This window comes from Methylobacterium nonmethylotrophicum (genome assembly GCF_004745635.1).
Lineage (GTDB): Bacteria > Pseudomonadota > Alphaproteobacteria > Rhizobiales > Beijerinckiaceae > Methylobacterium > Methylobacterium nonmethylotrophicum.
Genome location: NZ_SRLB01000015.1, coordinates 45979 through 69024, shown reverse-complemented (window position 1 = coordinate 69024; position 23046 = coordinate 45979). Strand labels below are relative to the sequence as shown.

The 23046-nt window shown below is 72.7% G+C and carries 24 protein-coding genes; 10 read left to right on the top strand and 14 right to left on the bottom strand.

Annotation, left to right across the window (positions count from 1 at the left end; genetic code table 11):
* Nucleotides 1–31: 31 nt before the first annotated feature.
* The 5 genes from hisG to EU555_RS20530 all read right to left on the bottom strand — a co-directional run bounded on the left by hisG (nucleotide 32) and on the right by EU555_RS20530 (nucleotide 7333).
* On the bottom strand, nucleotides 32–1018 hold the full coding sequence (gene hisG, locus EU555_RS20550) for an ATP phosphoribosyltransferase (protein ID WP_135417098.1): 987 nt from the start codon (nucleotides 1016–1018) through the stop codon (nucleotides 32–34).
* Nucleotides 1018–2148, bottom strand: coding sequence for an ATP phosphoribosyltransferase regulatory subunit (locus tag EU555_RS20545; protein ID WP_135417097.1), 1131 nt, complete (start codon nucleotides 2146–2148; stop codon nucleotides 1018–1020). Before EU555_RS20545 ends, hisG begins: the two co-directional genes overlap by 1 nt.
* A 390-nt stretch (nucleotides 2149–2538) precedes the next feature.
* Nucleotides 2539–4074, bottom strand: a complete 1536-nt coding sequence (gene hisS / locus EU555_RS20540; RefSeq protein ID WP_135417096.1) for a histidine--tRNA ligase — start codon at nucleotides 4072–4074, stop codon at nucleotides 2539–2541.
* A 651-nt stretch (nucleotides 4075–4725) separates the two neighbouring features.
* Nucleotides 4726–5961, bottom strand: coding sequence for an O-antigen ligase family protein (locus tag EU555_RS20535; protein WP_135417095.1), 1236 nt, complete (start codon nucleotides 5959–5961; stop codon nucleotides 4726–4728).
* 334 nt (nucleotides 5962–6295) lie between these two features.
* On the bottom strand, nucleotides 6296–7333 hold the full coding sequence (locus EU555_RS20530) for a bile acid:sodium symporter family protein (protein WP_135417094.1): 1038 nt from the start codon (nucleotides 7331–7333) through the stop codon (nucleotides 6296–6298).
* A 142-nt stretch (nucleotides 7334–7475) separates the two neighbouring features.
* Between EU555_RS20530 and EU555_RS20525 the strand changes: the two genes are divergently transcribed.
* Together EU555_RS20525 and EU555_RS20520 are read left to right on the top strand one after the other, a co-directional pair.
* Complete coding sequence (locus EU555_RS20525; protein WP_135417093.1) at nucleotides 7476–8327, top strand: LysR substrate-binding domain-containing protein; 852 nt, start codon at nucleotides 7476–7478, stop codon at nucleotides 8325–8327.
* A 205-nt stretch (nucleotides 8328–8532) separates the two neighbouring features.
* Nucleotides 8533–9075 (top strand): hypothetical protein, encoded by a 543-nt coding sequence (locus tag EU555_RS20520; protein WP_135417092.1) that lies wholly within the window; start codon nucleotides 8533–8535, stop codon nucleotides 9073–9075.
* Between the two features lie 113 nt (nucleotides 9076–9188).
* Here the strand turns inward: EU555_RS20520 and EU555_RS20515 are convergent, their stop codons facing one another.
* Entirely contained in the window at nucleotides 9189–9506 is a 318-nt protein-coding gene (locus EU555_RS20515) for a hypothetical protein (protein ID WP_245524401.1), read from the bottom strand.
* Between the two features lie 250 nt (nucleotides 9507–9756).
* Between EU555_RS20515 and EU555_RS20510 the strand changes: the two genes are divergently transcribed.
* From EU555_RS20510 to EU555_RS20495, 4 genes are all read left to right on the top strand, one after another.
* On the top strand, nucleotides 9757–10194 hold the full coding sequence (locus tag EU555_RS20510) for a DUF2948 family protein (protein WP_167858622.1): 438 nt from the start codon (nucleotides 9757–9759) through the stop codon (nucleotides 10192–10194).
* Between the two features lie 54 nt (nucleotides 10195–10248).
* Complete coding sequence (hisD, locus tag EU555_RS20505; protein WP_135417090.1) at nucleotides 10249–11538, top strand: histidinol dehydrogenase; 1290 nt, start codon at nucleotides 10249–10251, stop codon at nucleotides 11536–11538.
* Nucleotides 11539–11644: 106 nt separating this feature from the next.
* Nucleotides 11645–12133, top strand: a complete 489-nt coding sequence (locus EU555_RS20500; RefSeq protein WP_135417089.1) for a UPF0262 family protein — start codon at nucleotides 11645–11647, stop codon at nucleotides 12131–12133.
* A 109-nt stretch (nucleotides 12134–12242) separates the two neighbouring features.
* Complete coding sequence (locus EU555_RS20495; RefSeq protein WP_135417198.1) at nucleotides 12243–12665, top strand: arsenate-mycothiol transferase ArsC; 423 nt, start codon at nucleotides 12243–12245, stop codon at nucleotides 12663–12665.
* Nucleotides 12666–12709: 44 nt separating this feature from the next.
* Here the strand turns inward: EU555_RS20495 and EU555_RS20490 are convergent, their stop codons facing one another.
* The 4 genes from EU555_RS20490 to EU555_RS20475 form a co-directional block, all read right to left on the bottom strand.
* The gene (locus EU555_RS20490; RefSeq protein WP_135417088.1) at nucleotides 12710–13030 is read right to left on the bottom strand and encodes an AzlD family protein; all 321 of its coding nucleotides are present in this window, start codon (nucleotides 13028–13030) and stop codon (nucleotides 12710–12712) included.
* Nucleotides 13027–13743 (bottom strand): AzlC family ABC transporter permease, encoded by a 717-nt coding sequence (locus EU555_RS20485; protein WP_135417087.1) that lies wholly within the window; start codon nucleotides 13741–13743, stop codon nucleotides 13027–13029. Before EU555_RS20485 ends, EU555_RS20490 begins: the two co-directional genes overlap by 4 nt.
* A 204-nt stretch (nucleotides 13744–13947) precedes the next feature.
* Nucleotides 13948–14943, bottom strand: a complete 996-nt coding sequence (locus EU555_RS20480; protein WP_135417086.1) for an HWE histidine kinase domain-containing protein — start codon at nucleotides 14941–14943, stop codon at nucleotides 13948–13950.
* Complete coding sequence (locus EU555_RS20475) at nucleotides 14933–15676, bottom strand: Crp/Fnr family transcriptional regulator (RefSeq protein ID WP_135417085.1); 744 nt, start codon at nucleotides 15674–15676, stop codon at nucleotides 14933–14935. The genes EU555_RS20480 and EU555_RS20475 overlap by 11 nt, the downstream gene beginning before the upstream one ends.
* 398 nt (nucleotides 15677–16074) lie before the next feature.
* Here EU555_RS20475 and EU555_RS20470 point away from each other — a divergent pair, with 398 nt between their 5' ends.
* Both EU555_RS20470 and EU555_RS20465 read left to right on the top strand, forming a co-directional pair.
* Nucleotides 16075–16332, top strand: coding sequence for a hypothetical protein (locus tag EU555_RS20470; protein WP_135417084.1), 258 nt, complete (start codon nucleotides 16075–16077; stop codon nucleotides 16330–16332).
* A gap of 6 nt (nucleotides 16333–16338) precedes the next feature.
* On the top strand, nucleotides 16339–16614 hold the full coding sequence (locus EU555_RS20465) for a hypothetical protein (RefSeq protein WP_135417083.1): 276 nt from the start codon (nucleotides 16339–16341) through the stop codon (nucleotides 16612–16614).
* 157 nt (nucleotides 16615–16771) lie between these two features.
* On the opposite strand, the gene EU555_RS20460 is transcribed toward EU555_RS20465, so the two are convergent.
* The 4 genes from EU555_RS20460 to EU555_RS20445 all read right to left on the bottom strand — a co-directional run bounded on the left by EU555_RS20460 (nucleotide 16772) and on the right by EU555_RS20445 (nucleotide 18634).
* Entirely contained in the window at nucleotides 16772–17032 is a 261-nt protein-coding gene (locus EU555_RS20460; RefSeq protein WP_135417082.1) for a hypothetical protein, read from the bottom strand.
* A gap of 83 nt (nucleotides 17033–17115) precedes the next feature.
* A complete protein-coding gene (locus tag EU555_RS20455) occupies nucleotides 17116–17955 on the bottom strand; it encodes a hypothetical protein (RefSeq protein WP_135417081.1) in 840 nt (279 codons plus the stop codon).
* Complete coding sequence (locus tag EU555_RS20450) at nucleotides 17952–18281, bottom strand: hypothetical protein (protein ID WP_135417080.1); 330 nt, start codon at nucleotides 18279–18281, stop codon at nucleotides 17952–17954. Before EU555_RS20450 ends, EU555_RS20455 begins: the two co-directional genes overlap by 4 nt.
* Nucleotides 18282–18430: 149 nt before the next feature.
* Complete coding sequence (locus tag EU555_RS20445) at nucleotides 18431–18634, bottom strand: hypothetical protein (RefSeq protein WP_135417079.1); 204 nt, start codon at nucleotides 18632–18634, stop codon at nucleotides 18431–18433.
* A gap of 296 nt (nucleotides 18635–18930) precedes the next feature.
* Here EU555_RS20445 and EU555_RS20440 point away from each other — a divergent pair, with 296 nt between their 5' ends.
* Both EU555_RS20440 and EU555_RS20435 read left to right on the top strand, forming a co-directional pair.
* On the top strand, nucleotides 18931–21816 hold the full coding sequence (locus EU555_RS20440; protein WP_135417078.1) for a phosphoenolpyruvate carboxylase: 2886 nt from the start codon (nucleotides 18931–18933) through the stop codon (nucleotides 21814–21816).
* Nucleotides 21817–21956: 140 nt separating this feature from the next.
* The gene (locus EU555_RS20435; RefSeq protein ID WP_135417077.1) at nucleotides 21957–23042 is read left to right on the top strand and encodes a helix-turn-helix transcriptional regulator; all 1086 of its coding nucleotides are present in this window, start codon (nucleotides 21957–21959) and stop codon (nucleotides 23040–23042) included.
* Nucleotides 23043–23046: the final 4 nt, after the last annotated feature.

Sequence of the window (23046 nt, the reverse complement as noted above, 5' to 3'; positions counted from 1 at the left end):
GCCAGGGTGCCGGGGGCGTGAGCCCCCGCCCTCACAGCCGCCCGAGCAGCCGCTCGACCAGCGGGTTCTCCGCCGCGAAGGCGTAGTCGATCCGCCGTACGCTCACCGCCTGGGCGCCGGCCTGCACCAGGGCGTCGGCGAGGCCGAACACCGCGTCGGCGGGGCAGCGCAGCACGATCTCGCCCCGCCCCTCCGGCGCGCCGTAGGGCAGTTCGGCCTCGTGCAGGGCGGCGAGGCCCGCGAGGTCGATCTCGCCGGAAGCCGGCATCCCGGCCCGGACCTCGCGGGTGGTGCGGGCGCGCTCCTCGGCGCTGATGCGGCCGAGCACCGCCTGCACGGCGCGCCGCGGCGTCTCGCCCCAGGAGGCCGCCAGCGACGCGACGAGGTTCGCCTCCGAGCGCAGGATCACCCCGTCGTCGAGGATCTTGAGGGCGTTCGCCGCGAGCGTGGCACCCGTCGTGGTGATGTCGACGATGATCTCGGCGCTGCCCGAGGCCGGCGCCCCTTCCGTCGCGCCCAGGCTCTCGACGATGCGGTAATCGGCGACGCCGTGCTCGTAGAAGAAGCGGCGGGTCAGGTTGACGTACTTGGTGGCGATGCGCAGGCGCTTGCCGTGGCGCACCCGCATGTCGCTCGCCACCTCGTCGAGGTCGCTCATCGAGCGCACGTCGATCCAGGCCTGGGGCACCGCCACCACCACGGTGGCCTGGCCGAAGCCGAGGGGCGTCAGCAGCTCGACCTGGCCGGCGGCGTCCGGCAGGGTCTCGCGGATCAGGTCCTCGCCGGTGATGCCGAGATGGGCCGCGCCGCTCGCGAGCTGGCCGGCGATCTCGGAGGCCGAGAGGAAGCGCACCTCGACGCCCTCGACGCCTTTCAGGCGGCCGCGATAGTCGCGGGCGCCGCTGGTCTGGGCCAGGGTCAGCCCGGCGCGGCCGAAGAAGGCGGCGGCGTTCTCCTGCAGGCGGCCCTTCGAGGGCACCGCCAGGACCAGCGGGCCGTCGGTGATCGTGTCGGTCATCAGCGCCCGCTCCCTAAGCGTTCGAGCCAGAAGGAGCAGCCGACCGCCGGCAGGGGCTCGGCACTGCCGAGGTGCTGGAGCAGGCCGTCGTAGCGCCCGCCGCCGACCACCGGCTTCTCGCCCGCGTCCTGCGCCACCTCGAAGATGAAGCCGGTATAGTAATCGAGGTTGCGGGCGAAGCTGCCGGTGAAGACGAAGCGCTCGAGCGGCAGGCCGCGGGCGGCGATGAAGCCGTTGCGCTCCTCGAACAGCGCGAGGGCCGCCTCCAGCCGCGGGTCGTCGAGGCCGGCCCGGCGGACGAGATCGCGGGCGGCGAGAGCCGCGGCGTCCGGATCGCCCGTGAGGGCGAGATAGGCGTCGAGCACCTCGCGGGCGCGGGCCCCGAGCCCGGCCCCGCCCTCGGCATGGGCCGCCGCCTTGGCGAGGAAGCGTTCGGCGATCTCGCCGGCGGTGCGCCCGCCGACCCGGCTGATGCCCGCGATGGCGAGCACGTCCTCGACGAAGGCCCGCACCCCTTGCGGGTCCTGGCCCTGGATGGCGGAGAGCAGGCCCGCATGGGCGGCGTCGACCGGCACCGGCGTGGCGATCTCGTCGAGGGAGCGGCCGGCCGCCACCGCCCGCAGGGTCCGCCGCTTGGCCGCGGGCTGGACGTTCAGCGCGTCGAGGAGCGCGGTGATCAGCCCCATGTCGCCGAGGCGCACCTGCTGGTCGCGGCGCCCGAGGCGGTCGAGCCCGTCGAGGGCGAGGTCGAGGATCTCGGCATCCGCCGCCGGCACGTCGGTCCGGCCGATCGACTCGATGCCGGCCTGGTGGAACTCGTCGGGCTCGGCCGCCCGCAGGCGGAAGACGGGTCCGAGATAGCTGTAATCGGCCGCCTGCCCGTCCGCGACGGCACGGTGATGGCGCCCGACGGGGATCGTGTATTCGGGCCGCAGGCACAGCTCCGCCCCGGCACCGTCCTGGGTGATGAAGATGCGGCGGCGGATGTCCTCGCCGGACAGCTCCAGGAAGGGCTCGACCGGCTGCAGCACCGGCGGCTCGACCCGCGCGTAGCCCCGGTCCTCGAACAGCGCCAGGAGCGCCTCGTGCGCCGCCGCCGGCCGGGGGGCCGCGGCTCCGTTACCCGTCATTGGTCTTGAACACCTGTGACACTCGGACGGCCCTGTAGCAGCCGCGGGCGGGCTTGGCGACCGTGGGGCGCGCGGCTCTCTGCGGAGTCTCCTCATTCACATAGCCAGATGAGGCGCGGATCTCTCCTCTCCCCGCGGGCGGGGAGAGGGCTGCGTCCCTGTTCAGGGGATGCAGCAAGCTGCGAACCGCAGGTTCGCCGCGAGGGTGAGGGGGTGTTTCCGGAGGAGCCACATCCGGCACCTCCCCTCACCTTCGGGTCGATCCCTGCGGGATCGATGCGCCACCTCGCTGCTGACCCGACAAGGGGTCAGCCGGCCTCTCCCCACCCGCGGGGAGAGGCGATGCGCACATCCGGGAGCGGAAAACGAATCATCAAGAGGCGAGATTCCTCACCCCCCGTAATGCCGCCCCAGCACCTCGCGCACCCGCGCGACCATCTCGCCCACCGGCACCGAGAACTGGGCCGGCCGGGCGGCCTTCCACTCGGCGTTGCTGGCGATGGCGTCCGCGGCCTTGGCGCCCTCGATCAGGTCCTTGATCTGGACCTCGCCCTTTTCCCGCTCGTCGCTGCCCTGGATGACGACGCAAGGAGCGCCCCGCCGGTCGGCGTACTTCATCTGGGCCTTCATGCCGGAGGCGCCGAGATAGAGCTCCGAGCGGATGCCGGCCTGGCGCAAGGCCGCGACGAGGGCCTGGTAGGCCGCGGTCTCCTCGCGATCGAGCACCAGCACCACCACCGGGCCGGGCGCCGCCTGCCCCGACACGATCGGGCTGCCGACGACCTGGAGGGCGGAGAAGAGGCGCGAGACGCCGACCGAGAACCCGGTCGCCGGCACCGGTTCGGAGCGGAAGCGGCCGACGAGGCCGTCGTAGCGCCCGCCGCCTGCCACCGAGCCGAAGCGCACGGTCTGGCCGTCCTCGTTCACCACCGGGAAGGTCAGCTCGGCCTCGAAGACCGGGCCCGTATAGTATTCGAGGCCGCGCACCACGGATGGATCGGCCCGCACCCGGTCGTGGCCGTAGCCCGCCGCCTCGCACAGCTTCATGATGGCGTGCAATTCGGCGATGCCCTGGCGCCCGGTCTCGGACGAGCCGACCACCTCGCCCCAGCCGCCGAAGAAGCTCTCCCAGAAGGCGAGGCGGTCGCCGCCGTCGGTGGGGGCGGCCTGGAACGCGACGTAGCGCAGGATGCGCTCGATCGCGTCGTCGGCGAGGCCGGCGCCCTTGGTGAAGTCGCCGCTCTCATCCTTGCGGCCGGGGCCCAGCAGCAGGCGCACGCCGTCGGGCCCGAGCCGGTCGAGCTTGTCGATCGCCCGCAGCACGGTGAGGCGCCGGCCGGCCTGGTCGTCGCCGCCGAGCCCGATCGCCTCCATCACGCCGTCGAGGACCTTGCGGTTGTTGACCTTCACCACGTAGTCGCCGCGGCCGATGCCGACCTTCTCCAGGGTGTCCGCGGCCATCATGCAGATCTCGGCATCCGCCGCGACGGTCGGGGCGCCGACGATGTCGGCGTCGAACTGCATGAACTGGCGGAAGCGCCCCGGGCCCGGCTTCTCGTTGCGGAAGACGTATCCGGCGCGATAGCTGCGATAGGGCTTGGGCAGGGCGTCGAAATGCTCGGCGACGTAGCGGGCGAGCGGCGCCGTCAGGTCGTAGCGCAGCGACAGCCAGGACTCGTCGTCGTCCTGGAACGAGAAGACGCCCTCGTTCGGCCGGTCGAGGTCGGGCAGGAACTTGCCGAGCGCCTCGGTGTACTCGATGAACGGGGTCTCCACCGCCTCGAAGCCGTAGAGCTCGAAGCTCTCGCGGATCTTGTCCAGCATCCGGTTGGTGGCGGCGATCTCGGCCGGCCCGCGGTCGACGAGGCCGCGCGGCAGGCGGGGCTTGAGGGTGGCGGCCTTCTCGGCCTTCGCGGGCTTGGGCATCGGGTCTCGCAGGGAAAGGATCGGTCGGCGCGCGACCTGCCGGGCGGCGGGCAACGGCGCGGGGTTCGTCGGGCTTGTGCGCCCACATAGGCCCATCTCCGCCCGGGCTCCAGCCCCATCGGGGCGGCCGGTGCGTGCCGAGGCGGAGTTCGACCTGCCGCGCCGGCTGCTGATCGTGACCGTGTGTTCTGAAGGAGCGTGCGATGGCCTACCACCACGTCGAGAGCGGGCTGGACAACGTGCACCTCGAGAACGGCTTTCATCTGCTGGAGAGGGGCCCCGGCACCGCCGTGTCGATCGAGGACGTGCACGGGCTGCACGACGCCATCGGCCGCTGCCTGATCGACGCGCCAGCGCCGCTGACGGGCGCCGAACTGCGTTTCCTGCGCGTCGAGATGGAGCTGAGCCAGCGGGCGCTCGCCGGCCTCATCGGAACGCCGGAGCAGACCCTGCGCCGCTACGAGAAGGCGCGCGGCCAGGCGGTGCCGGGCCCGGTCGACCATCTGCTGCGGGCCTCTACGCCGAATACGTCGGCGGCGACGGCTCGGTGCGCCGCAGGGTCGCGCGCCTCGCCGGCCTGGAGCCGGGGCCGCGGACGGACCTGCGCCTGCGCGAGACCGACCGGGGCTGGACGCTGGCGGCGGTGTCGCCTCACGCCTCGCCCGAGGCCAGCCAGCGCACCCGCGCCGCCTCCAGACCCCAGACGATGCCGAGCATCATGTAGACGTGGCGCCACTTCTCCATGTCGATCTGCATCGCCTGGAGGAAGAACATCAGGAGCGCCGGCACCACGATCTGGGCGTGGCGCCGGTAGGGCGTGTCCTGGCTCATCAGCCGGAAGCCCACCCGGGTGGTCATCAGCACCAGGAACACGAAGGCGACACCGGCGATCCAGCCGCCGTTGGAGAAGGCGCCGATAAAGGAATTGTGCGGCTCGAGGTTGAAGGTGCGGCGCCAGCGCAGGGGGCCCATCCCGAGCGGGTCCTCGATCAGCATGCCGATGCCGCGCAGCTGGTTGCCGAAGCGGCCGGTCTCGCCCTCGTCGTAATCCTGCGTGACCGCGGCGCGCTTGGCAAAGGTCTCGCCGACGGTGCCGACGGAGAGCAGGCCCACCAGGGCGAGAGCCCCGAACCCCGCCGTCAGCCCGGCGAGCAGCACGATCCGCCGACGCAGGGACGGGGCGCTGGTGCGGTAGAGCATCGCGACCATCAGGGCGCCCATCAGCACGGTGCCGCCCCAGGAGCCGCGGGAGAACGACAGGAACACGCCGGCGAGCAGGATCCCGAGCCCGAGACCCGACAGGAGCGGGTGGCGGGCGCGGCCGGTGAGCAGGTTGTGCAGCAGGTAGAACGCGCCGAGGGTCAGGAACGAGCCGAACACGTTCGGGTCCTGGAACGTGCCCGACGCCCGGCCGTACTTGCTGAACAGGTCCTCGTCGCCGATCAGCCCGAGATAGCCGCCGATGCCGAGGACCGCGCAGAACAGCGTGCTGGCGGTGTAGACCTTGAGGGCCAGTTCGACGCGCCGCTCGCATGCGTCGGAGAAGAACATCGTGAAGAAGATGCCGGTGACGGCGAGATAGCAGAGCTGCACCGTCCAGGCCGCCGGCAGGTCCTCGTCGAGGTAGGGCATCAGCGCGACGACCGTGGCGCCGACATAGACGAGCAGCACCGCCACCAGGGGCACCGCGCCCCGGTGGAGCCGCACGCCGAGCAGGACCCAGAGCACGATGGTCGGGATCGCCACCACGTCGTAGGGCGAGGTCTCCGAGAAGGCGAAGCAGGCGAAGAAGATGAACGCCGTCATCAGGACGAGGCCGAAGCCGTGCAGGGCCCGCAGCAGCGGCACGCCGGCGAGGTCGCGGCGCGGCAGGACGAACGTGCTCATCGGGCGCCTCCTCGGGTGACGGCACCCGGGAGACTAGCGGCGGGATGGTATGCGCCGGCTGAAGCGATAAGGTTAGCGAAGCGTCACCATCCGGTCCGGCCGAGTGGACGGACGTGACACCCTCTGCGTCACCCTGGGGGTCAGCCCGACCGGGTCAGCGCCGAAAAGGCGCGGCCCCGTCGCGACGGAGGCGCGGCGGGGCCGTATACTCGAACAGAGCCGGTACGCAACTTGGCTCCCCATGAGAATGGCGCGACGACGTGAATCCTTCGTCAACGCGCAGGCGCAAAGACGACCCGCGGCTTCCGGTCCTCAGCGCGCCGCGAGCTTGTCCTCAGCGCGCCGCGAGCTTGGCGACGGCCGGCGGGACCTCGGCCCGGGCCGGGCCCGCCTCGGCGGCCGTCACCGGCCGCGGACGGGCGGCGTAGCGGCGGGCGAGCGCGGCGCAGGCCATCAGCTGGACCTGGTGGAAGAGCATCAGCGGCAGCACGATGCCGCCGACGTCCTGGCCGGCGAAGATCACGTTGGCCATCGGCACGCCGGAGGCCAGGCTCTTCTTCGAGCCGCAGAACACGATGGTGATCTCGTCCTCCTTCGAGAAGCCGAGGAGGCGGCTCGCCGCGGTGGTGATCGCCAGCACCGCGGCGAGCAGCACCAGATCGACGACCAGCATGGTGGCGAGCGCCGGCAGCGGCGTGCGGCTCCACAGGCCGCTCACCACCGCGTGGCTGAAGGCGAGGTAGACGACGAGGAGGATCGAGCCGCGGTCGACCACCATGGTCAGCGGCTTGTGCCGGTTGAGCCAGGGGCCGAGGCGCGGCTGCAGGAACTGGCCGACGGCGAAGGGCAGCAGCAGCTGCGCCAGGATCTTGCCGACCGCCGCCCAGTCGAAGCCGTGGTGGCTGCCTTGCGTGTTGAGCAGCACCGCGACGAGGAGCGGGGTGACGATCATGCCGATGATGTTCGAGGCCGAGGCCGCGCAGATCGCCGCCGGCACGTTGCCGCCCGCCACCGACGTGAAGGCGATCGAGGATTGCACCGTCGAGGGCAGCACGCACAGGAACAGGACGCCGGCGGCGAGCGCCGGGGTCAGCAGGGTCGGGCTGAGCAGGCCGGCGGCGAGGCCCAGCAGCGGAAACAGGACGAAGGTCGAGGCGAACACCACGAGGTGCAGGCGCCAGTGCACCATGCCGGCCAGAGCCGTGCGGCGGTCGATGCGGGCGCCGTGCAGGAAGAACAGGAGCGCGATCATGCCGTTGGCGAACACGCTGAGCCATTCGGCCGCCCGGTCCTGCACCGGCAGCAGGCTGCCGAGCACCAGGGCGCAGACGATCAGCAGGGTGAAGGTGTCGGGACGGAAGCGGGAGAGCATGGCGGGCCGGATCGCGGGTCGGGAGGGGCGTCGCCCGTACCTAATCGCCGCAGGCCGGCTTGGGTACGCGGGGGCCTGAGATTACAGTTATCGTGTTTCGCGATAACGTCCGCTCCGCTCATGCAGGATGCGGAGAGCCGAAGTGACCCGCCTGATCGACCCCGTGCTGCTGCGCACCCTCGCGGCCGTGGTGCGCAGCCGCAGCTTCAGCCGGGCGGCCGAGCAGCTCGGCCTCGGCCAGTCGACGGTGAGCCAGCACGTCCAGCGCCTGGAGGCGCAGCTCGGACGCCGGCTCGTCGCCCGCAGCACCCACGCGGTGGCCCTCACGCCGGAGGGCGAGACGGTCCTGGGCTTCGCCCGCACGGTGCTCGACGCGCATGAGCGGCTCGAGCGGGCGCTCGCGGGCGGCCCGGTGCGGGGCAAGGTGCGCTTCGGCGCCTCCGAGGACTTCGTGCAGAGCCGGCTGTCGGAGGTGCTGCGGGACTTTCGCGAGGCCTATCCGTCGGTCGACCTGGAACTCAGCGTGGCGCTGACGGGCTTCCTCAACGACGCGCTCGGCCGCGGCGAGCTCGATCTCGTGCTGGGCAAGCGCCATGTCGGCGAGACGCAAGGGATGCTGGTGCGGCGCGACCAACTGGTCTGGGTCGGGCTTCCCACCGCGCTCCCCGAGCGGGGCGAGCCGGTGGCGCTCGCGAGCTTTCCGCCCCCCAGCATCACCCGGGCGATCGCGCTCGCCGCGCTCGCGCAGGAGGGCCGGGCCTTCCGCATCACCTGCACCTGCGCCAGCCTCAGCGGCCTGCGCGCCGCGGCGCTCGCCGGCGTCGGGCTGATGGCGCAGCCCCGCAGCCTGATCCCTGACGGGCTCCAGGAGCTGGCGCAGGCCGACCTGCCGCGCCTCGCCGATGTCGAGTTCGTGCTCTCCGGCCCGGGCCTCCACCGCGAGCCGAGCCGGGCGCTCGCGCACGAGATCCTGAACGCCGACATCTGGGACTGATATTTTTTGGTTCCTCGCCCGTCATCCTTCCCTGAGACTGGATCGCAGGCAGGATTGATTGGCTGCTGGAAGTCTCTAAGGTGACATGGTGACAAGATTGCAGAATGGACAGTGTATCCCGGCGTCCAGGAGGCTCTGATCCGGCGGCATCGGCAATGCGGCCTCGGATCCCCGCGACGGGACACTGGAACTCGGGATGCGTCGGATGGTCAGGACACGCGCCGGTCTCCTCGTCACGGCCGCGCTCGCGGCGGGGACCGGCGCCGCGGCACGGGCCGAGGAGGTCGTCCCGGTGATCGGCCCCGGCGGCGGAACCACCCACATCCACATCTACGCCATCCCGCACGTCGCCAACGGCCCTCCGCCCGGCCTGAATCCCGGTCCGCGGGCGCCCGCGCCGCCCGCTGCCGGGACGGGCGGCTCGTACTGGGAGCACGAGAAGTCGGTGATGATGCTGGTGGCGGACGGCGCCAGGCGGCGATTCTACTACCACCGGCCGCGGCCCGGCCTGGCGGAGGCCGGCGCCCGCAGCGGCAGCCTGCTGTTCGACGGCGTCCGGCGCGGCAACACCTATTCGGGCAGAGCCACGGTCTTCGCCGGCGCCTGCGGCACCTTCGACTACCTGGTCGACGGCACCGTCGTGGCCGACCGCCACGTCGTGATGCGCGGCACGGCGCCCCGGATCGACCGGCGCACCTGCGAGGTGGTCGGCTACCGGGCCGACGAACTGGCGTTCGACCTGTTGTGAGGCGAGGCCGGATCGTCCGCGGGCGATGATCGCGGATCCCGGTCGGCAGGGCCGTCCCTGCGGTGCGGACCTGACGATCGCTCCCGCGGCGGGGATCGTCGGGCCCGCTCGCGTCAATACCCGATGGCGCCGCGCTTGAAGCCGAAGCCCGGGATCTCGCAGCCGCAGGACGCGTTGAGGGGCGCCGGCCGGGTCGGGCAGTTGCCGCGGGCGGTGACGCAGATCCGGCCGATGCGGCCGCCGCCGAACTCGCGGTAGCGCGGCCGGTCGTAATCGTCGCCGCGGTAGCGCGGCCGGTCGTAGTCGTAGCGCTCCTCGTAGCGGCGGCGCGGGCGGTCGTCGTCGTAGCCGTAGCCGTACTGCGCGAAGGCGGGCGCGACGCCGAGGCCGAGGGTCAGGGCGGCCAGGGCGGCGGTCGTCAGGGTTCTCACGCGTCTCTCCTCAGAGGTCGGATCTGTCTGGCGGTCACGCTATCCGTCCCGACATGAACGCCGGATGAGGCCGTTCGGTGCCGCTGGGTCAGGCAAGATCGCGACGGATCCCGCCGCACGTCGTCCGCCGGGCAGCGGTTGTCGCCGGCGGGGGGCATCGCTACCTACGCTCAGTATCATTCCGACAGCACGGGCCGCGCCACGGCGGCCGGCTCCAAGCACAGGGACGCCGACAGTGAAGGACGCGGAGATGGAGCTCCTGAAGCTCGCTGCCCTCGACGCCGACGATCTCGCGGTCATCTCGACCCACCTTCAGGATGCGGTCCTGCGGACCGGAGACCTCGCCTACCTGCCCCGGGAGCGCCGCTTCGCCCTGGTGGCGCGGCGCTTCGACTGGGAATGCCCGGACGGCGCGCCGCCCCGGCGGCGGCTGACCGGCCTGCATTTCGAGAGGGTGCTCGCCGTGCGCTGCCGCAACCTCCCGCGCGACGAGCCCGACGCGCCGCTGGAGCTCCTCGCCATCACCTTCGAGCCCGGCGAGGCGCCGTCCGGCACCGCGACGCTGTTCTTCGCCGGCGGCGGCGCGATCCGGCTCGAGCTCGAATGCATCGAGGCGGCGATGAAGGATCTCGGCCCCGTCTGGCAGGCCGAGAGCCGGCCGGCGCACGCCCCCCTCGACGCGGCCTGAATTTTTTGGCAGTCGGCGGCACGCCCCGCCGACACCGCGAAGCCCGGATTCCGCATGCAGCGCCTCGATTCTCGCGATCCCGATTTCGAGGCCCAGTTCGCCCGGCTGCTCTCGGTCAAGCGCGAGGTGGCGGAGGACGTCGACGCGGCGGTGCGCGACATCATCCGGGACGTGGTCGCCCGCGGCGACGCGGCGCTCGTCGACTACACGCGGCGCTTCGACCGGCTCGACCTCTCCCCTGAGACCATCCGGGTCTCGCCCGAGGAGATCGAGGCCGCGACAGCCGCCTGCTCGGCCGAGACCCTCGAGGCCCTCGCCCTCGCGCGTGCGCGGATCGAGACCTACCACCGCGCCCAGGTGCCGGCGGACCACCGCGAGACCGACGGCTTGGGCGTCACCCTCGGCTGGCGCTGGACCGCGCTCGAATCCGTCGGCCTCTACGTGCCGGGCGGCACGGCGAGCTATCCCTCCTCGGTCCTGATGAACGCGGTGCCGGCCAAGGTCGCGGGCGTGCCGCGCATCGCCATGGTGGTGCCGACGCCGGACGGGATCACCAACCCGCTGGTGCTCGCGGCCGCGAAGCTCGCCGGGGTCGACGAGGTGTTCCGGGTCGGCGGCGCCCAGGCCGTGGCGGCGCTCGCCTACGGCACGGCCACCATCCAGCCGGTCGCCAAGATCGTCGGCCCGGGCAACGCCTACGTGGCGGCGGCCAAGCGCCGGGTCTTCGGCCAGGTCGGCATCGACATGATCGCCGGCCCGTCCGAGGTGCTGATCCTCGCCGATGCCTCCGCCAACCCGGACTGGGTCGCGGCCGACCTGCTGGCCCAGGCCGAGCACGACGCGGCCGCCCAGGCGATCCTCGTCACCGACAGCGGCGCGCTGGCCGACGCCGTCGCCGCGGCGGTGGAGGGGCAGCTCAAGACGCTGCCGCGCGCCGGGATCGCGACGGCGAGCTGGCGCGACTACGGCGCGATCGTGACGGTCGGGCGCCTGTCCGACGCGATCCCGCTCGTCGACCGGCTCGCGCCCGAGCACCTCGAGATCGAAGCGGCGGATGCAGAGGACCTGGCGGCGCGGGTGCGCAATGCCGGGGCGATCTTCCTCGGCGCCCACACGCCGGAGGCGATCGGCGATTATGTCGGGGGACCCAACCACGTCCTGCCGACCGCCCGCTCGGCCCGGTTCTCCTCCGGCCTCGGCGTGCTCGACTTCATGAAGCGGACATCGCTCCTGTCCTGCACGCCGGACGCCCTGCGGGCGCTGGGCCCCGCCGCGGTGGCCCTCGGCCGCTCCGAGGGGCTCGACGGGCACGCCCGCTCGGTGGCGATCCGCCTGAACCTGTGACGCGGATCACCCAACGTCCGGCTTGCGCGCCGGGCCGCGCTCGCCTTTTGCTGCGAGCCCCAATCCCGCGACGACCCGCAAGAGAAAACCCGCGAGAGGTGACCCGATGGCGAGCGAGGCTCCCGATCCGCGACAGCGCCTGGCGGCGGTGACGCTCGACGAGGATTCGATCGGGCGCGGCAACCCCGACCAGGAGCACGAGCGCGCCATCGCGATCTACGACATCCTGGAATCGAACAGCTTCCGCGTCGCCAACCACGACGGCGGGCCCTACGCGCTGGCGCTCGGCCTCGTGGAGAACAAGCTCTCCTTCGCGATCGCCACCGCCGACGGCCAGCCGGTGATGACCCACCTCCTGTCGCTGACGCCGTTCCGCGGCGTGATCCGCGACTACGAGATGATCTGCGACAGCTACTTCAAGGCGATCCGGACCGCCTCGCCGAGCCAGATCGAGGCGATCGACATGGGCCGGCGCGGCGTCCACAACGAGGCCTCCGAGCTGCTGCGCCAGCGCCTGGAGGGCAAGGTGGAGATCGACCACGACACCGCCCGCCGGCTGTTCACCCTGATCTTCGCCCTGCACTGGAAGGGCTGATCCGGTGTCCGGAAGCCCCCTTCCGGACAGCGCCGCTCCCGCAGGGGCCGACCCGTCCAGGGACGAGCCGTCGAAGGCCAAGCCAGCGGAGGTCAAGCCGGGCAGGCGGGTGCAGTCGGTGCTGTTCGTCTGCAACTTCAACGCCGTGCGCTCGGCCTGCGCCGAGGCGCTGGCCCGGCACTATTTCGGCAGGTCGGTCTACGTGCAGTCCGCCGGCGTGCGCGGCGGCGAGCCCACCGACCCGTTCATGATCTCGGCCCTCGACGAGATCGGCATCGACGCCTCGCGCCACCGCCCCCGCACCCTGGAGGAGCTGGCGGAGTGGGAGGGCCTGAACTTCGACCTGATCGTCTCGCTCTCGCCGGAGGCCCACCACGCCGCCCTGGAGCTCACCCGCACGGTGGCGGCCGACGTCGAGTACTGGCCGACCCCGGACCCGACGGTGTCGCAAGGCTCGCGCGAGCAGCGCCTCGACGCCTACCGCGACGTGCGCGACGGGCTGGGCTTCCGGATCCGGCAGCGCCTGCGGTGAGGGCATGAGCGCCTGCTGATCCGTTCGAAGCCGTTGCCAGGCTGTCAGAGTCCCACTGCCCGCCCGGCCGCCACGACCCCCAGCCCGGCCAGCACCGCCGCGAGCTCGAACCGGGTGACGGCCATTACGCCGGCGGCGGTGACGAGGCCCAGAAGTCCCGGCAGGCCGGCCGAGAGGCCGGTCGGCAGGGCGGTCGCCACCACGATCGAGCCCGGCAGGGCGCGCAGGCCCCGCTCGACCCGCGGGGTGAGCCGTACCCGGCTCATCAGCACCACGCCGGAGGCCCGGCACAGATAGGTGACGAGGGCGAGCGCCAGGATGGCGATCCACGGACCGGCGGGGCCGGCGAGGGCTGCGTCGATCATCGGGGCGCCCCGTCGTCGACGAGGAGGCCGGTGACGAGGCCCGCCGCGGCGCCGGCCGCGATGAAGGCGTAGCCCGGCACCAGCCGCTGCACCAGGAGCGCCACCAGGCCCGAGGCGAGCCAGGGCAGGGCCGGCCGCACCCCGCGCCAGAGCGGCGCCAGCATGGCGGCGAAGAACACCGGCAGGATCATGTCGAGGGCGTAGGCCCGGGGCTGGGTCACGAGCGCGCCCGCGAGGTGGCCCGCCGCCGTCGAGACGACCCAGAGCGGCCACAGGCCGATGCCGGAGCCGAACAGCACGCCGAGGTCGCGCCCGCCCTCCGACCGGTGGCGCACGCCGATGAGCCAGCTCGCGTCGACGAGCACGAACAGCGTGATCGCCGTGTGCCAGAGCGGCGTGCCGCGCATCCAGGGCTGGATCGTGGCACCCATCAGGATCATGCGGGCGTTGATGAGGCCCGTCACCGTCATCGCGGCGAGCAGCGCGCTCACCGTCCAGGGCTGGCCCCAGACCTCCAGGGTGACCATCTGGGCCGAGCCGGCATAGACCAGCGCGCTGGCGCCGACCGCCTCCGCCAGGCTCAATCCCCGCTGGGCCGCCGCGGCCCCGAAGGCGGCGCCGAACACTGCGATGCTCGGCCAGAGCGGCAGGCTGAGCCGGACGCCCTTGAGGATGCCGGCCGGGGTGAACGGCGCGGCGGACGAATGGGACATGGCGAGTGGGAGATGGGTTGCGGCAGGTCGTTCCGGCGCGGTCGGACGACCCGTCTGTTGCCTCCCGTCCCAACGGGCGTCAATCCGCGCCGGGGCCGACCCTGGGTTGCGCGATCCGGCTCCCAAACGGCCGGGCTTCGGGTTGACGAACCCTGAATCGGGGCGATTCGACCCCGTTTCCACGTGAAACAGCCGCGGTTCCGGTCAGCCCCGCAGGGGCAGCAGGATGACGATGCGGCGCTCCCGGAGGGAGTCGGTGACGGTCGCGGTGGCGCGCAGGTCGTAGACGAGCATCCGCTCCAGCATCTCGCCGCGCAGGGTCTCGCCGCGCCGGGTCCCGCCGCGGTTGCCCGTCGCGCCCGGCCCCGCGCGCTCGCACCAGGCCAGGGTGAGGTGGGTCGGGGTCGCGGTCCAGGTCACGGCGATCCGGTCGTGGCCGTCGAGCACGGCGCCGAGCACCAGTTCGTGCAGGGCGAGCCCGAGCTTCTCGGCCATCTCCGCCGGCAGCCGCACCGGCGGGCCGGAGAGCTCGCGCGGTTCCGGCAGGGCATGGGCGGAGAGCTCGTCCCGGATCAGCATCTCCAGGGCGACGCCGGAGAGCGGCTCGCGCGAGACCTCGGCCTGGATGCGCGCCATCGCGGCCAGCCGATCCTCGACATGGGCCACGACGTCCTCGGCCGTCGTCGCGGTGTCGGCGATCCGGCGCACGATCCCGCGGATCACCGCGAGATTGTTGCGGCCCTGGCGCTGCAGCTCCCAGACGAGGCTGTCCTGCGCCTCGCGCAGCAGATGCAGGGCGTTGACGTCGGTCGAGGTGCCGAACCACGTCGTCGGCCTGCCGTCGCTGCCGCGCCGGGGCATCGCCCGGGTGGAGAACCACAGATAGGCGTCCGCTTCCGTCTCCGCCGCCTTGCCCCGGCACAGGCGGTGCTCGACGGCGAGGTGGCCGCGCCGCGACGCCGCCTGCCAGGCCTGGAGCGTGCGCGCGCGATCCTCCGGATGCACGGCGTCGAGCCAGCCGTAGCCCCGGCTGCGGTCTTGGCCCTGCCCGGTGAAGGCGGTCCATTGCCGGCTGGCCCAGATCCAGTCCCCGCGCGGGTTGGATTGCCAGACGAGGTGCGGGATGCTCTCGACCAGCCGGCGGAAGTCGGGCTCGCTCGCCTCCTCCTCCGTCTCGAGCCGGTCGGCCTCACGCCTCATTGGAGTCGAGATGCCGCCCTTCGCGGCCCAGATGCAGGTAGTTCGGGTTGAACTGCACCGCCCGCTGCAGCGCCTCGAGGCGGTGGATGGTGAGTTCGCGGCCGCGCAGGGAGATCAGGCCGACGCTGCGCAGTTCCTGCAGCGTGCGGTTCACGTGCACCACCGACAGCCCGATCGTGTCGGCGATCTCGGCCTGGGTCAGGGGCAGGTCGCAGGTGGTGCCCTGGGTCAGGCCGACCGCGCGCAGGCGCACGAACAGCTCGCAGAGAAGGTGACCGAGACGCTCGAAGGCGGTGCGCTGGCCGATATTCACCGTCCATTCGCGCTGGATCGCCGCCGTCACCAGGGATTCCCAGGCCAGGGCCTGCGACAGCCGGGCCTGGCCGGCGGTGAGCTGGCGCATGGTCTCGGTGGGGATCTCGGCCAGCGTCACGGCGGTCACGGTGCCGATCGAGTGGTCCATCTCGCGCAGGACCGACACGGTCTGGTCGCACAGGTCGCCGGGCAGCAGGTAGGCGATGATCTGGCGGCGGCCGTCCTCGAGGGTCTTGTAGCGGCAGGCCCATCCGTCGAGGATCAGGTTCACGCCCTGGGGCATGTCGCCCTCGTGGACGATGTCGTCCCGCGACCGGATGCGGCGCGTGCGCTGCCGCGCCGCCTGATCGAGCGCCAACTTGTCCTCGGAGGACAAGCTCGTGAAATGCTCAAGCTTGCGAATGAGAAATTCGGCCAAAGCGCCCCGCCATGAAATCCCGCGACTTCATTAGCATAGTTTATTATTTTTTGTCATAACAAAAGTTAAGCTTGATGCGTGCGAGATTAAATTTCGGAATATTACTGTTAATTTTCTGTTTTGCCGGGTGCGGCGATGGCTGCGGATCGCCGCGGCGGGCGTCCGCCGCGAGGCAGGCACGCGGTGAAACGGGCGGCATGGACGAGCGGCCATCGGCCGATGCCCCGGTGTTGCGGTCTCACAACATCGGATTTGGAAGTGAAAGCTGGACTGCAGAGCAGGGATTGTGATCCGCGCCCGAATGGGCAGTTTTGGATCCGGGGCGGCTCCTGCGATGCGAGGCTGCGATGACGTCATACGCGATGCACGATCGGGCTGCCGGGAAGGCCCCCGCTGCCTTGCGGCGGCTCATCCTGCCCGCGACCGGTGACACGAACCGCCTCGCCGCCGTCCTGGCGCCCGGCCTGCACGCCGCCTTCGACGGCTGCCTGTCCGAGGCGCTGCCGGCGGCGCTGGCGGAACTCGCGGGGCGGCTCGACCGCCCCAGAGCCTCGTCCGATGAAGCAGCCGGCGGACCGTCGCGGTCGATGCGGCCCAGTTCCGTCCCGAGAGCGGCGCGCCGCCCTCGCGATCCCGATTCCTTCAAGCGTTCGTAGAGTCCCATGACCGAAACCGCCGCCGAAACCAACCGCGTGATCGCCTTTCCGCAGGCCGTGGCCGCGGCGCCCGTCGACGAGAACACCGCCTCGATGATCGAGGTCCTGCAGGAGCAATTGCGCCTCGCCCGCGAGGGCAAGCTGCGCTCCGTCGCGGTGGTCTCGGTCTCCTCCGACGGCGGGGCGATCGGCACGCAATGGTCGTGCACCCACGGCGACATCACGAGCCTCATCGGCAAGCTGACGGTGCTGACCCACGACATGATGGCCGCCCGCAAGTGACGGTGCCGGGCCGGTGCGTCGCGCTCCGTGTCCCATGCCCTTCGGCTGATCGCGGCTCGGGCCCCACGACGCCGCCGTTCCTCCCCGGCTGAGCCGGGCCCGCCGCGGCCGCTCGGCACGACCGTCCGGCGCATCCGACGACCGGAACGCCCGGGGATCAGCCGCGCCTGAGCCGCTGGGCGTTGGCGCGGACCTTCCGGCGGTAGTCCCGCACCACGCGCTCGGCCGTGCCGCCGGCGGCGAGGGTCATGGCGGCCTCCGCGGCGGCCTCCAGCTTCTCGGTCACCATGCGCTGCGCCTCGATCTGGGCCGCGGTGCCGCCGAGCGAGAGCTTGGCGAGCCGCAGGGCGACGACCGTCTGCGCCTCCATCCCCAGTCGCACCGTGTCGAGGCCGAGGCGCAGCCAGGAGTCGAACATCGCAAGGTATCTCCGGGGTCAGGACGTGAGAGGGGACGTGATCGCCCGCCGGGCGGGTCGCGGTCGGGAGCCGATCCGGACCGTCAGGGAATCGCACCCTGCGGCAGCACGAAGCCGCCTGGCGCCCGAGGCGCTGCGCCGGCCGGCTCCGCGGCCTTCTCCCGCCGGGGCCTGACGGCGCGCGGGGCGCTCGCCTTGCCGGGATCGGCGGCAGCCGCCGCGTCCGGCTTCGCGGCATCCCCCTTCGCGGCCTCCGCCTGGGCGTCTCCTGCCGGAGCACCCTTGGTCGACGTGCCTTTGGTCGAAGCGCCTTTGGGCGCCGCGCGGGACGCCGCGGCAGGCGCCTTCGCCTTCGGCTCCGCGACCTTCGGGGGATCGCCGCAGGACTCGAACGCGAGCTCGGCCAGGACCTCGCCGCCGTCGTCGGCCAGGATGCGCAAGGTCGGGGGCAGCGCCTCCGGTCGCCCGGACCACTGAATCGACGCGCCGTTCTGCGCTTCCAGGGCCGCCGGCGAGGGGCCGCGGCGCAGGCCCGACAAGTCGGGACCGTAGGCGGTCGCGAGCTTGTTGCGGATCACCACCTGAAGCACCTGCACGGATTCGGGCGAGAGCGGGCGCAACGGGTTGGTCACGGTCATGGTTCCCTGGCGGGTGACCCAGAGACGGAATCCCTTGGCTCCGGAGAACGCGGCCGCCTGCGGCGTCGGACAGGCCGGGGCTGCACCGCCGGGAGCCGCCTGGGGCTGGGCCGCTTGAGGCTGAACCACTTGAGGCTGCACCGTCGGGGCGCCAGCCCCTCGGGCCGCGACCGGTCGGGCCGGGGCTGCCTGCTGGGCCAGCGCACCTTGGGCCAATGCGGCCGAGAGCATGGCCGCCAGGGCGCGCGATCGGGTCGCCGCGACCCGCAGGACCGCGCGGTTCACCGGGATTCTCCGTCATGCGTGGGCGCGCGGGGCGCCGAGCCGGGATGGCCGGGCTCCGCCGGATCGTGGTCGATGGTCATCCGGCCCTGCGGCCGGTGACGGGGCGCCTCGAGGCGTTCCGGGACGGGATGGCGCATCTCCGGGTGACGGGCCGCCTGCTCGAGCGCACCGGCGAGGTCCTGGTCGAAATCGCGAAACAACTCGTCGCCCCGGTCCTCGAGTTCCTGCTCGTGCGGGAGGCGCAGGGGCGGGCGTCGGCCGCGGCCATGCGCGAACAGCAACGTCAGGCCGGCGAACACCAGAGCTGCCGCGGCAGCCAGAATCACGATCATCTCCATCGTGATGCCAGCCTTAGAGCATTTCCGGCGGTCTGTCCGGTCGCCCAGCGACCGCCCCTGCGGCGGGCGAGGCCCGTCGCGGGCCGGAATGCCCGCCGGAGCCGGCCGGAATGCCCGCCAGGCGCGAGGCCCGCCGGTCAGGCCGGCAGGTAGCCCGCCTCGCGCAGGCCCGCCTCGACGGCGGTGAAGAGGGCACCGTCCGCAGCGGACGTCTCGGGCGCATCCTCGGCCCCGTCCTCGGCCTCCGTCCTCTGCGCCTGCGCGCGTTCCGCCATCAGCCCGGCCGGCAGGGTGCCGCCCGCGAGGGTGGTCGCCGCCAGGGCGTGTCCGATCGACATCATGCGCGCTGCTCCGCGAGTCGGCGTCTTCGGGGCCGGCACTATCGCGCGTTGAGGAAATCTTAACCACCGGTCGGTGGCGCGCCGCGCGAATCCCGCCCGGGGTGTGTCGCCCGGGCCGCAGGCGGGCGCGGCGGCTCGCCACCCGGACGCGGCCGCGGTAAAGCGGAGCCATGACGCAAGGAGCCTTGCGGCAAGGCGGAGCGTTGCGCGGAACGCTCCTTGCGTCACGGCTCCCGGCGCGAGCCCACGCGCCGCGCGATCCGGACGGTGATCCGGCCACAGGACGAAGCGACCCGATGGACAGGCTGCAAGTCTCCGGCAATCAAGTCTCCGGCAATCAAGGCTCCGGCATCCCGGGCTCCGACCCGCACGCCGATCACCGCGCGGCCTCGCATCTCGAGGAGGAGCTGCTCGGGCTGGTCGAGGAGGCCCGCCACCAGGCGAGCCAGGACCCGTTCCGCAACCCCGTCCTGACGGTGGCGCTGGCGATCAGCCGCCGCTTCGACCGGGACGAGATCGGCGAGCAGGATCTCGAAGACCTGTTCGTGCGCCTGCGCGGCGAGGCCCTCGCGGCGCGGGCGGCGCGGCTGCGGGCCTATCTGGGCCTCGGAGCGGAGGCGGATTCGGCCGCCGCGACCGAGGCCGTGGCGGCGGCGGCCCTCGGCGACGCCGAGATGGGCTTCGAGACCGCCCGCACCCGGGTCGAGCGCACGCGGTTCGCCGCGGTCTTCACCGCCCACCCCACCTTCGGGATGCCGAAGGCGGTGGCGCGCCTCCTCGCCGACGCCGCCTCCGAACCCGACCCGGCGGCGCGCCGCGCCCCGATCGCGGCGGCCGCATCGCTCTCCTCCCGGGCCGACCCGGTGATCACCCTCAATGACGAGTTCGATCAGGCCCGGGACGCGGTCCAGCACGGCCGGGCCGCCCTCGACGGGCTGAACGAGGCCCTCCTGCGCGCCGCCCGCGAGCGCTGGCCGGACCGCTGGAGCGAGCTCGTCCCGAAGCCCGTCGTCATCGCCTCCTGGGTCGGCTGCGACACCGACGGGCGCACCGATATCGGCTGGTGGGACACCCTGCGCTACCGGCTCGAATCGAAGCGCACCCAGCTCGACCGGGTGCTGGCCCAGCTCCCCGACGATCCGGCGGCAGGGCCGGCGCGGCGCCTCGCCGAGGAGGCGCGGGCGGCGGTCCTGCGCCAGCTCGCGGTGGCCCCGAAGCTCGGCGAGCAGCCGGGGCTCGAGGCGGTGCATCGCTTCGCGCTCGCCCTCATCATCGAGCGCGAGCGCGCCCAGACCGAGGCCGGTCCCCTCCTCGCCCTTCTCGACCGGGCGATCGGAGCCGCGGCCGACGACGAGGCGCGGCTCAGGCTCTGCACCTTGCGGGCGGGGGTCGCCGCGCACGGGCTCCAGAACGGCCTGCCGCATTTCCGGCTCAATGCCAGCCAGGTCCACAACGCCGTGCGCCGGGCGCTCGAGCAGGAGGGCGATCCCACCGACCCGGCCCAGCGCCGTTCCCACCTCGCCTCGATCAACGCGCTCCTCGACGCGGTCGCGGCGGTGCCGGTGGATTTCGGGGCGCTCGCCGCCGAGCGGGCCTCGGCCGCCCGGCTGATGATGACGATCGCGCAGATCCTCAAGCACGTCGACGGCACCCATCCGGTCCGCTTCCTGATCGCCGAGACCGAGACCGGCTACACCCTGCTCGCCGCGCTGTGGCTCGCGCAGCATTTCGGCATCGGCGACAAGGTCGAGATCACCCCGCTCTTCGAGACGGCCTCCGCCCTCGAGCAGGGCGTGCACGTGATCGAGGACGCGCTGCGCTCAAGCCATTGGCGCGCCTATCTCAAGCGCACCGGGCGCTTGGTGGTGCAGTTCGGCTACTCGGACTCGGGCCGCTACGTCGGCCAGCTCGCCGCGACGTTCTGGATCGAGCGCCTGCGCTTCCGCCTCACCGAGCTGATGGCGGCGCACGACCTCACCGACATCGAGCTCGTGATCTTCGACACCCACGGCGAGTCGATCGGACGGGGCGCCCACCCGACGAGCCTGGCCGACCGCCTCGCCTACCTCGCCCCCGACCACGCGCGGCGGCGCAACCGGGAGGCGGGGATCCGCACCAGCCTCGAATCGAGCTTCCAGGGCAGCGACGGCTACCTGATGTTCGGCACCAAGGCGCTGGCCGAGGCCACCGTCGCGCGCATCGGCGAGCACGTCTACAGCCGCCTCCAGCCCGCGCCCGACCCGATCTACGCCGAGGCCGACTTCGCCACCGAGTTCTTCACCGGCGTGCGCCAGGACATGGAGACCCTGGTCAACGATCCGGGCTACGCGGCGCTGCTCGGCACCTTCGGGCCGAACCTCATCGACCGCACCGGCTCGCGCCCGGTGGCGCGGCAATCCGACGGCGGCGGGCCGGTGACGATCACCCATCCGCGCCAGATGCGGGCGATCCCCAACAACGCGATCCTGCAGCAGCTCGGCTTCCTGGCCAATTCCCTGCACGGCGTCGGCCGGGCGGCGGGCCGCGCCCCGGACCTGTTCGTCGAGATGCGCGAGCGCTCCGAGCGCTTCGCCCGCGCCTTCCGGCTGGTGCAGGAGGCCACCGCCGTCGGCGACCTCGACGTCTTGCGCGCCTATATCGACACCCTCGACCCCTCGGTCTGGCTGGAGCGGGCGCGCCGCGCCACCCGGGACGGGCGGCGCGAGGAGATCGTCGCCATCGCGGCGGCCCTCGACCGGCTCAACCTGGCGCCGCACCTGCGCCGCCTGTTCGGCCGCCTGACCCGCGACCACCTGATGCTGCACATGGTGGCGCCCGACCTGCCCGGCATGACGCCGCGGCTGGCGCTGCTCCACGCGCTGCGCCTGGCCTTGATCCACCGGATCTGGTTCCTGGCGGTGCACATCCCGGGCTTCCGGCCGCAGAACGGCATCACCCGCGAGGCGCTGCTCGAGCGCATCCTGCGCCTCGACGTCGAGAGCTGCCTGAAGCTCCTCGACGACATCTTCCCGGTTACCCCCGACCCGACGCTCGGCCTCAATTTCGGCGAGCCGGCGGGCCCGCGCGACGTCGGCACCTACGAGGCCGAGCACCGCACCCTGTTCGCGCCGATCCGTCGCCTGTTCGGCCTCGTGCGCGAGATCAGCGGCATGATCCAGCACGAGGTCGGGGCGTTCGGTTGAGCGAGCGCCCCGCCCTGGGCCGGCGGGGCGGATCTCTTGGGAAACTGAACAAATTCCTGTCGATCGGGCCGGGCCGCCCGCACAATCGGGAGCGCCTGACGTAATGTCTGGCAAGACGAACCCGAGAGCCGCGCGCTGCCATGGGCCCGACCGACGACCTGCTCCGGCGCCTCGACGACAGCCTCGGTGAGGCGGCCCTGGATCCGTCCCGCTGGGCCCCGGTGCTGGCGCAGGTCTCGGACCTGGTCGGGGGCGACGGCGCCATGCTGCTGCAGAGCCATCGCCGCACGCCCGGAATCCCGTGCACGCCCGAGGTCGACGAGCTGGTCGCGGCCTATTTCCGGCACGGCTGGCACCAGACCGACATCCGGACCCGGGCGGTGCCGCGGGTGATGCGGGGCGAGGTCGTCACCGATGCCGACATCCTGACCGCCCAGGAGATGGCCCGCTCCCCGTTCTACAACGAGCTGCTGCTGCCGCACGGCTACCACTGGTTCGCGGTGGCGGGCTTCCATGCCGGCGCCGAGCACTGGGCCGTATCGGTCCAGCGCAAGGCCCGCCACGGCCCGTTCGAGGCGGCGAAGGTGCGGCCCCTCGCCGGCCTCGCGCAGCGGCTCGGCCGGGCCGCTACCCTGTCGGAGGCCCTCGGCCGCGCCGCCCTCGACGGCGCCCTCAGCGGGCTCGACCAGGTCGCCGAGGCGGCGCTCGCCCTCGACGGCACCGGCCGGGTCCTCGGCGCCAACCGCCGGGCGGAGTCCCTGTTCGACGCCGCGTTCCGCATCGGCGACGGGGCCTTGCGGATCGCCGATCCGCGGGCGCGGGACGAGGTCGCGGCCCTGACGGAGGCGCTGCGCCTGCGCGCGCCGCCGGCCGGCCCGGTGCTGGTGCCGCGGCGCGACCGCCGTCCCCTGATCCTGCGCCTCCTGCCGCTGGCGGAGGCCGTCCGGTCGCCGTTCCTGGGCGCCAGCGGGCTCCTGCTCGTCACCGACCTCGAGGCCGAGCGGCGGCCGGACCCGGCCCTGCTGGCCCAGGTCTTCGGCCTCACCGCCGCGGAGGCGCGGCTCGCCGCCATCCTGGCCGGCGGCGCCTCCCTCGAGGAGGCCGCCGAGGCGCTCGGCAGCGCGGTCGAGACCGTGCGCAGCCAGATCAAGGCGGTGTTCGCCAAGACCGGCACCGGGCGGCAGGGCGCCCTGGTGGCGCTCCTCGGCGCGCCGGGGCTGCGGTGATCGG

Coding starts and splice junctions, on each gene's coding strand:
- hisS (WP_135417096.1), bottom strand. CDS start 4,074: ATGCCCAAGCCCGCGAAGGCCGAGAAGGCCGCCACCCTCAAGCCCCGC.
- EU555_RS20545 (WP_135417097.1), bottom strand. CDS start 2,148: ATGACGGGTAACGGAGCCGCGGCCCCCCGGCCGGCGGCGGCGCACGAG.
- EU555_RS20440 (WP_135417078.1), top strand. CDS start 18,931: ATGGACAGGCTGCAAGTCTCCGGCAATCAAGTCTCCGGCAATCAAGGC.
- hisD (WP_135417090.1), top strand. CDS start 10,249: ATGCAGCGCCTCGATTCTCGCGATCCCGATTTCGAGGCCCAGTTCGCC.
- EU555_RS20435 (WP_135417077.1), top strand. CDS start 21,957: ATGGGCCCGACCGACGACCTGCTCCGGCGCCTCGACGACAGCCTCGGT.
- EU555_RS20530 (WP_135417094.1), bottom strand. CDS start 7,333: ATGCTCTCCCGCTTCCGTCCCGACACCTTCACCCTGCTGATCGTCTGC.
- EU555_RS20510 (WP_167858622.1), top strand. CDS start 9,757: ATGGAGCTCCTGAAGCTCGCTGCCCTCGACGCCGACGATCTCGCGGTC.
- EU555_RS20490 (WP_135417088.1), bottom strand. CDS start 13,030: ATGATCGACGCAGCCCTCGCCGGCCCCGCCGGTCCGTGGATCGCCATC.
- EU555_RS20500 (WP_135417089.1), top strand. CDS start 11,645: ATGGCGAGCGAGGCTCCCGATCCGCGACAGCGCCTGGCGGCGGTGACG.
- EU555_RS20520 (WP_135417092.1), top strand. CDS start 8,533: ATGGTCAGGACACGCGCCGGTCTCCTCGTCACGGCCGCGCTCGCGGCG.
- EU555_RS20480 (WP_135417086.1), bottom strand. CDS start 14,943: ATGAGGCGTGAGGCCGACCGGCTCGAGACGGAGGAGGAGGCGAGCGAG.
- EU555_RS20445 (WP_135417079.1), bottom strand. CDS start 18,634: ATGATGTCGATCGGACACGCCCTGGCGGCGACCACCCTCGCGGGCGGC.
- EU555_RS20465 (WP_135417083.1), top strand. CDS start 16,339: ATGACCGAAACCGCCGCCGAAACCAACCGCGTGATCGCCTTTCCGCAG.
- EU555_RS20485 (WP_135417087.1), bottom strand. CDS start 13,743: ATGTCCCATTCGTCCGCCGCGCCGTTCACCCCGGCCGGCATCCTCAAG.
- hisG (WP_135417098.1), bottom strand. CDS start 1,018: ATGACCGACACGATCACCGACGGCCCGCTGGTCCTGGCGGTGCCCTCG.
- EU555_RS20535 (WP_135417095.1), bottom strand. CDS start 5,961: ATGAGCACGTTCGTCCTGCCGCGCCGCGACCTCGCCGGCGTGCCGCTG.
- EU555_RS20460 (WP_135417082.1), bottom strand. CDS start 17,032: ATGTTCGACTCCTGGCTGCGCCTCGGCCTCGACACGGTGCGACTGGGG.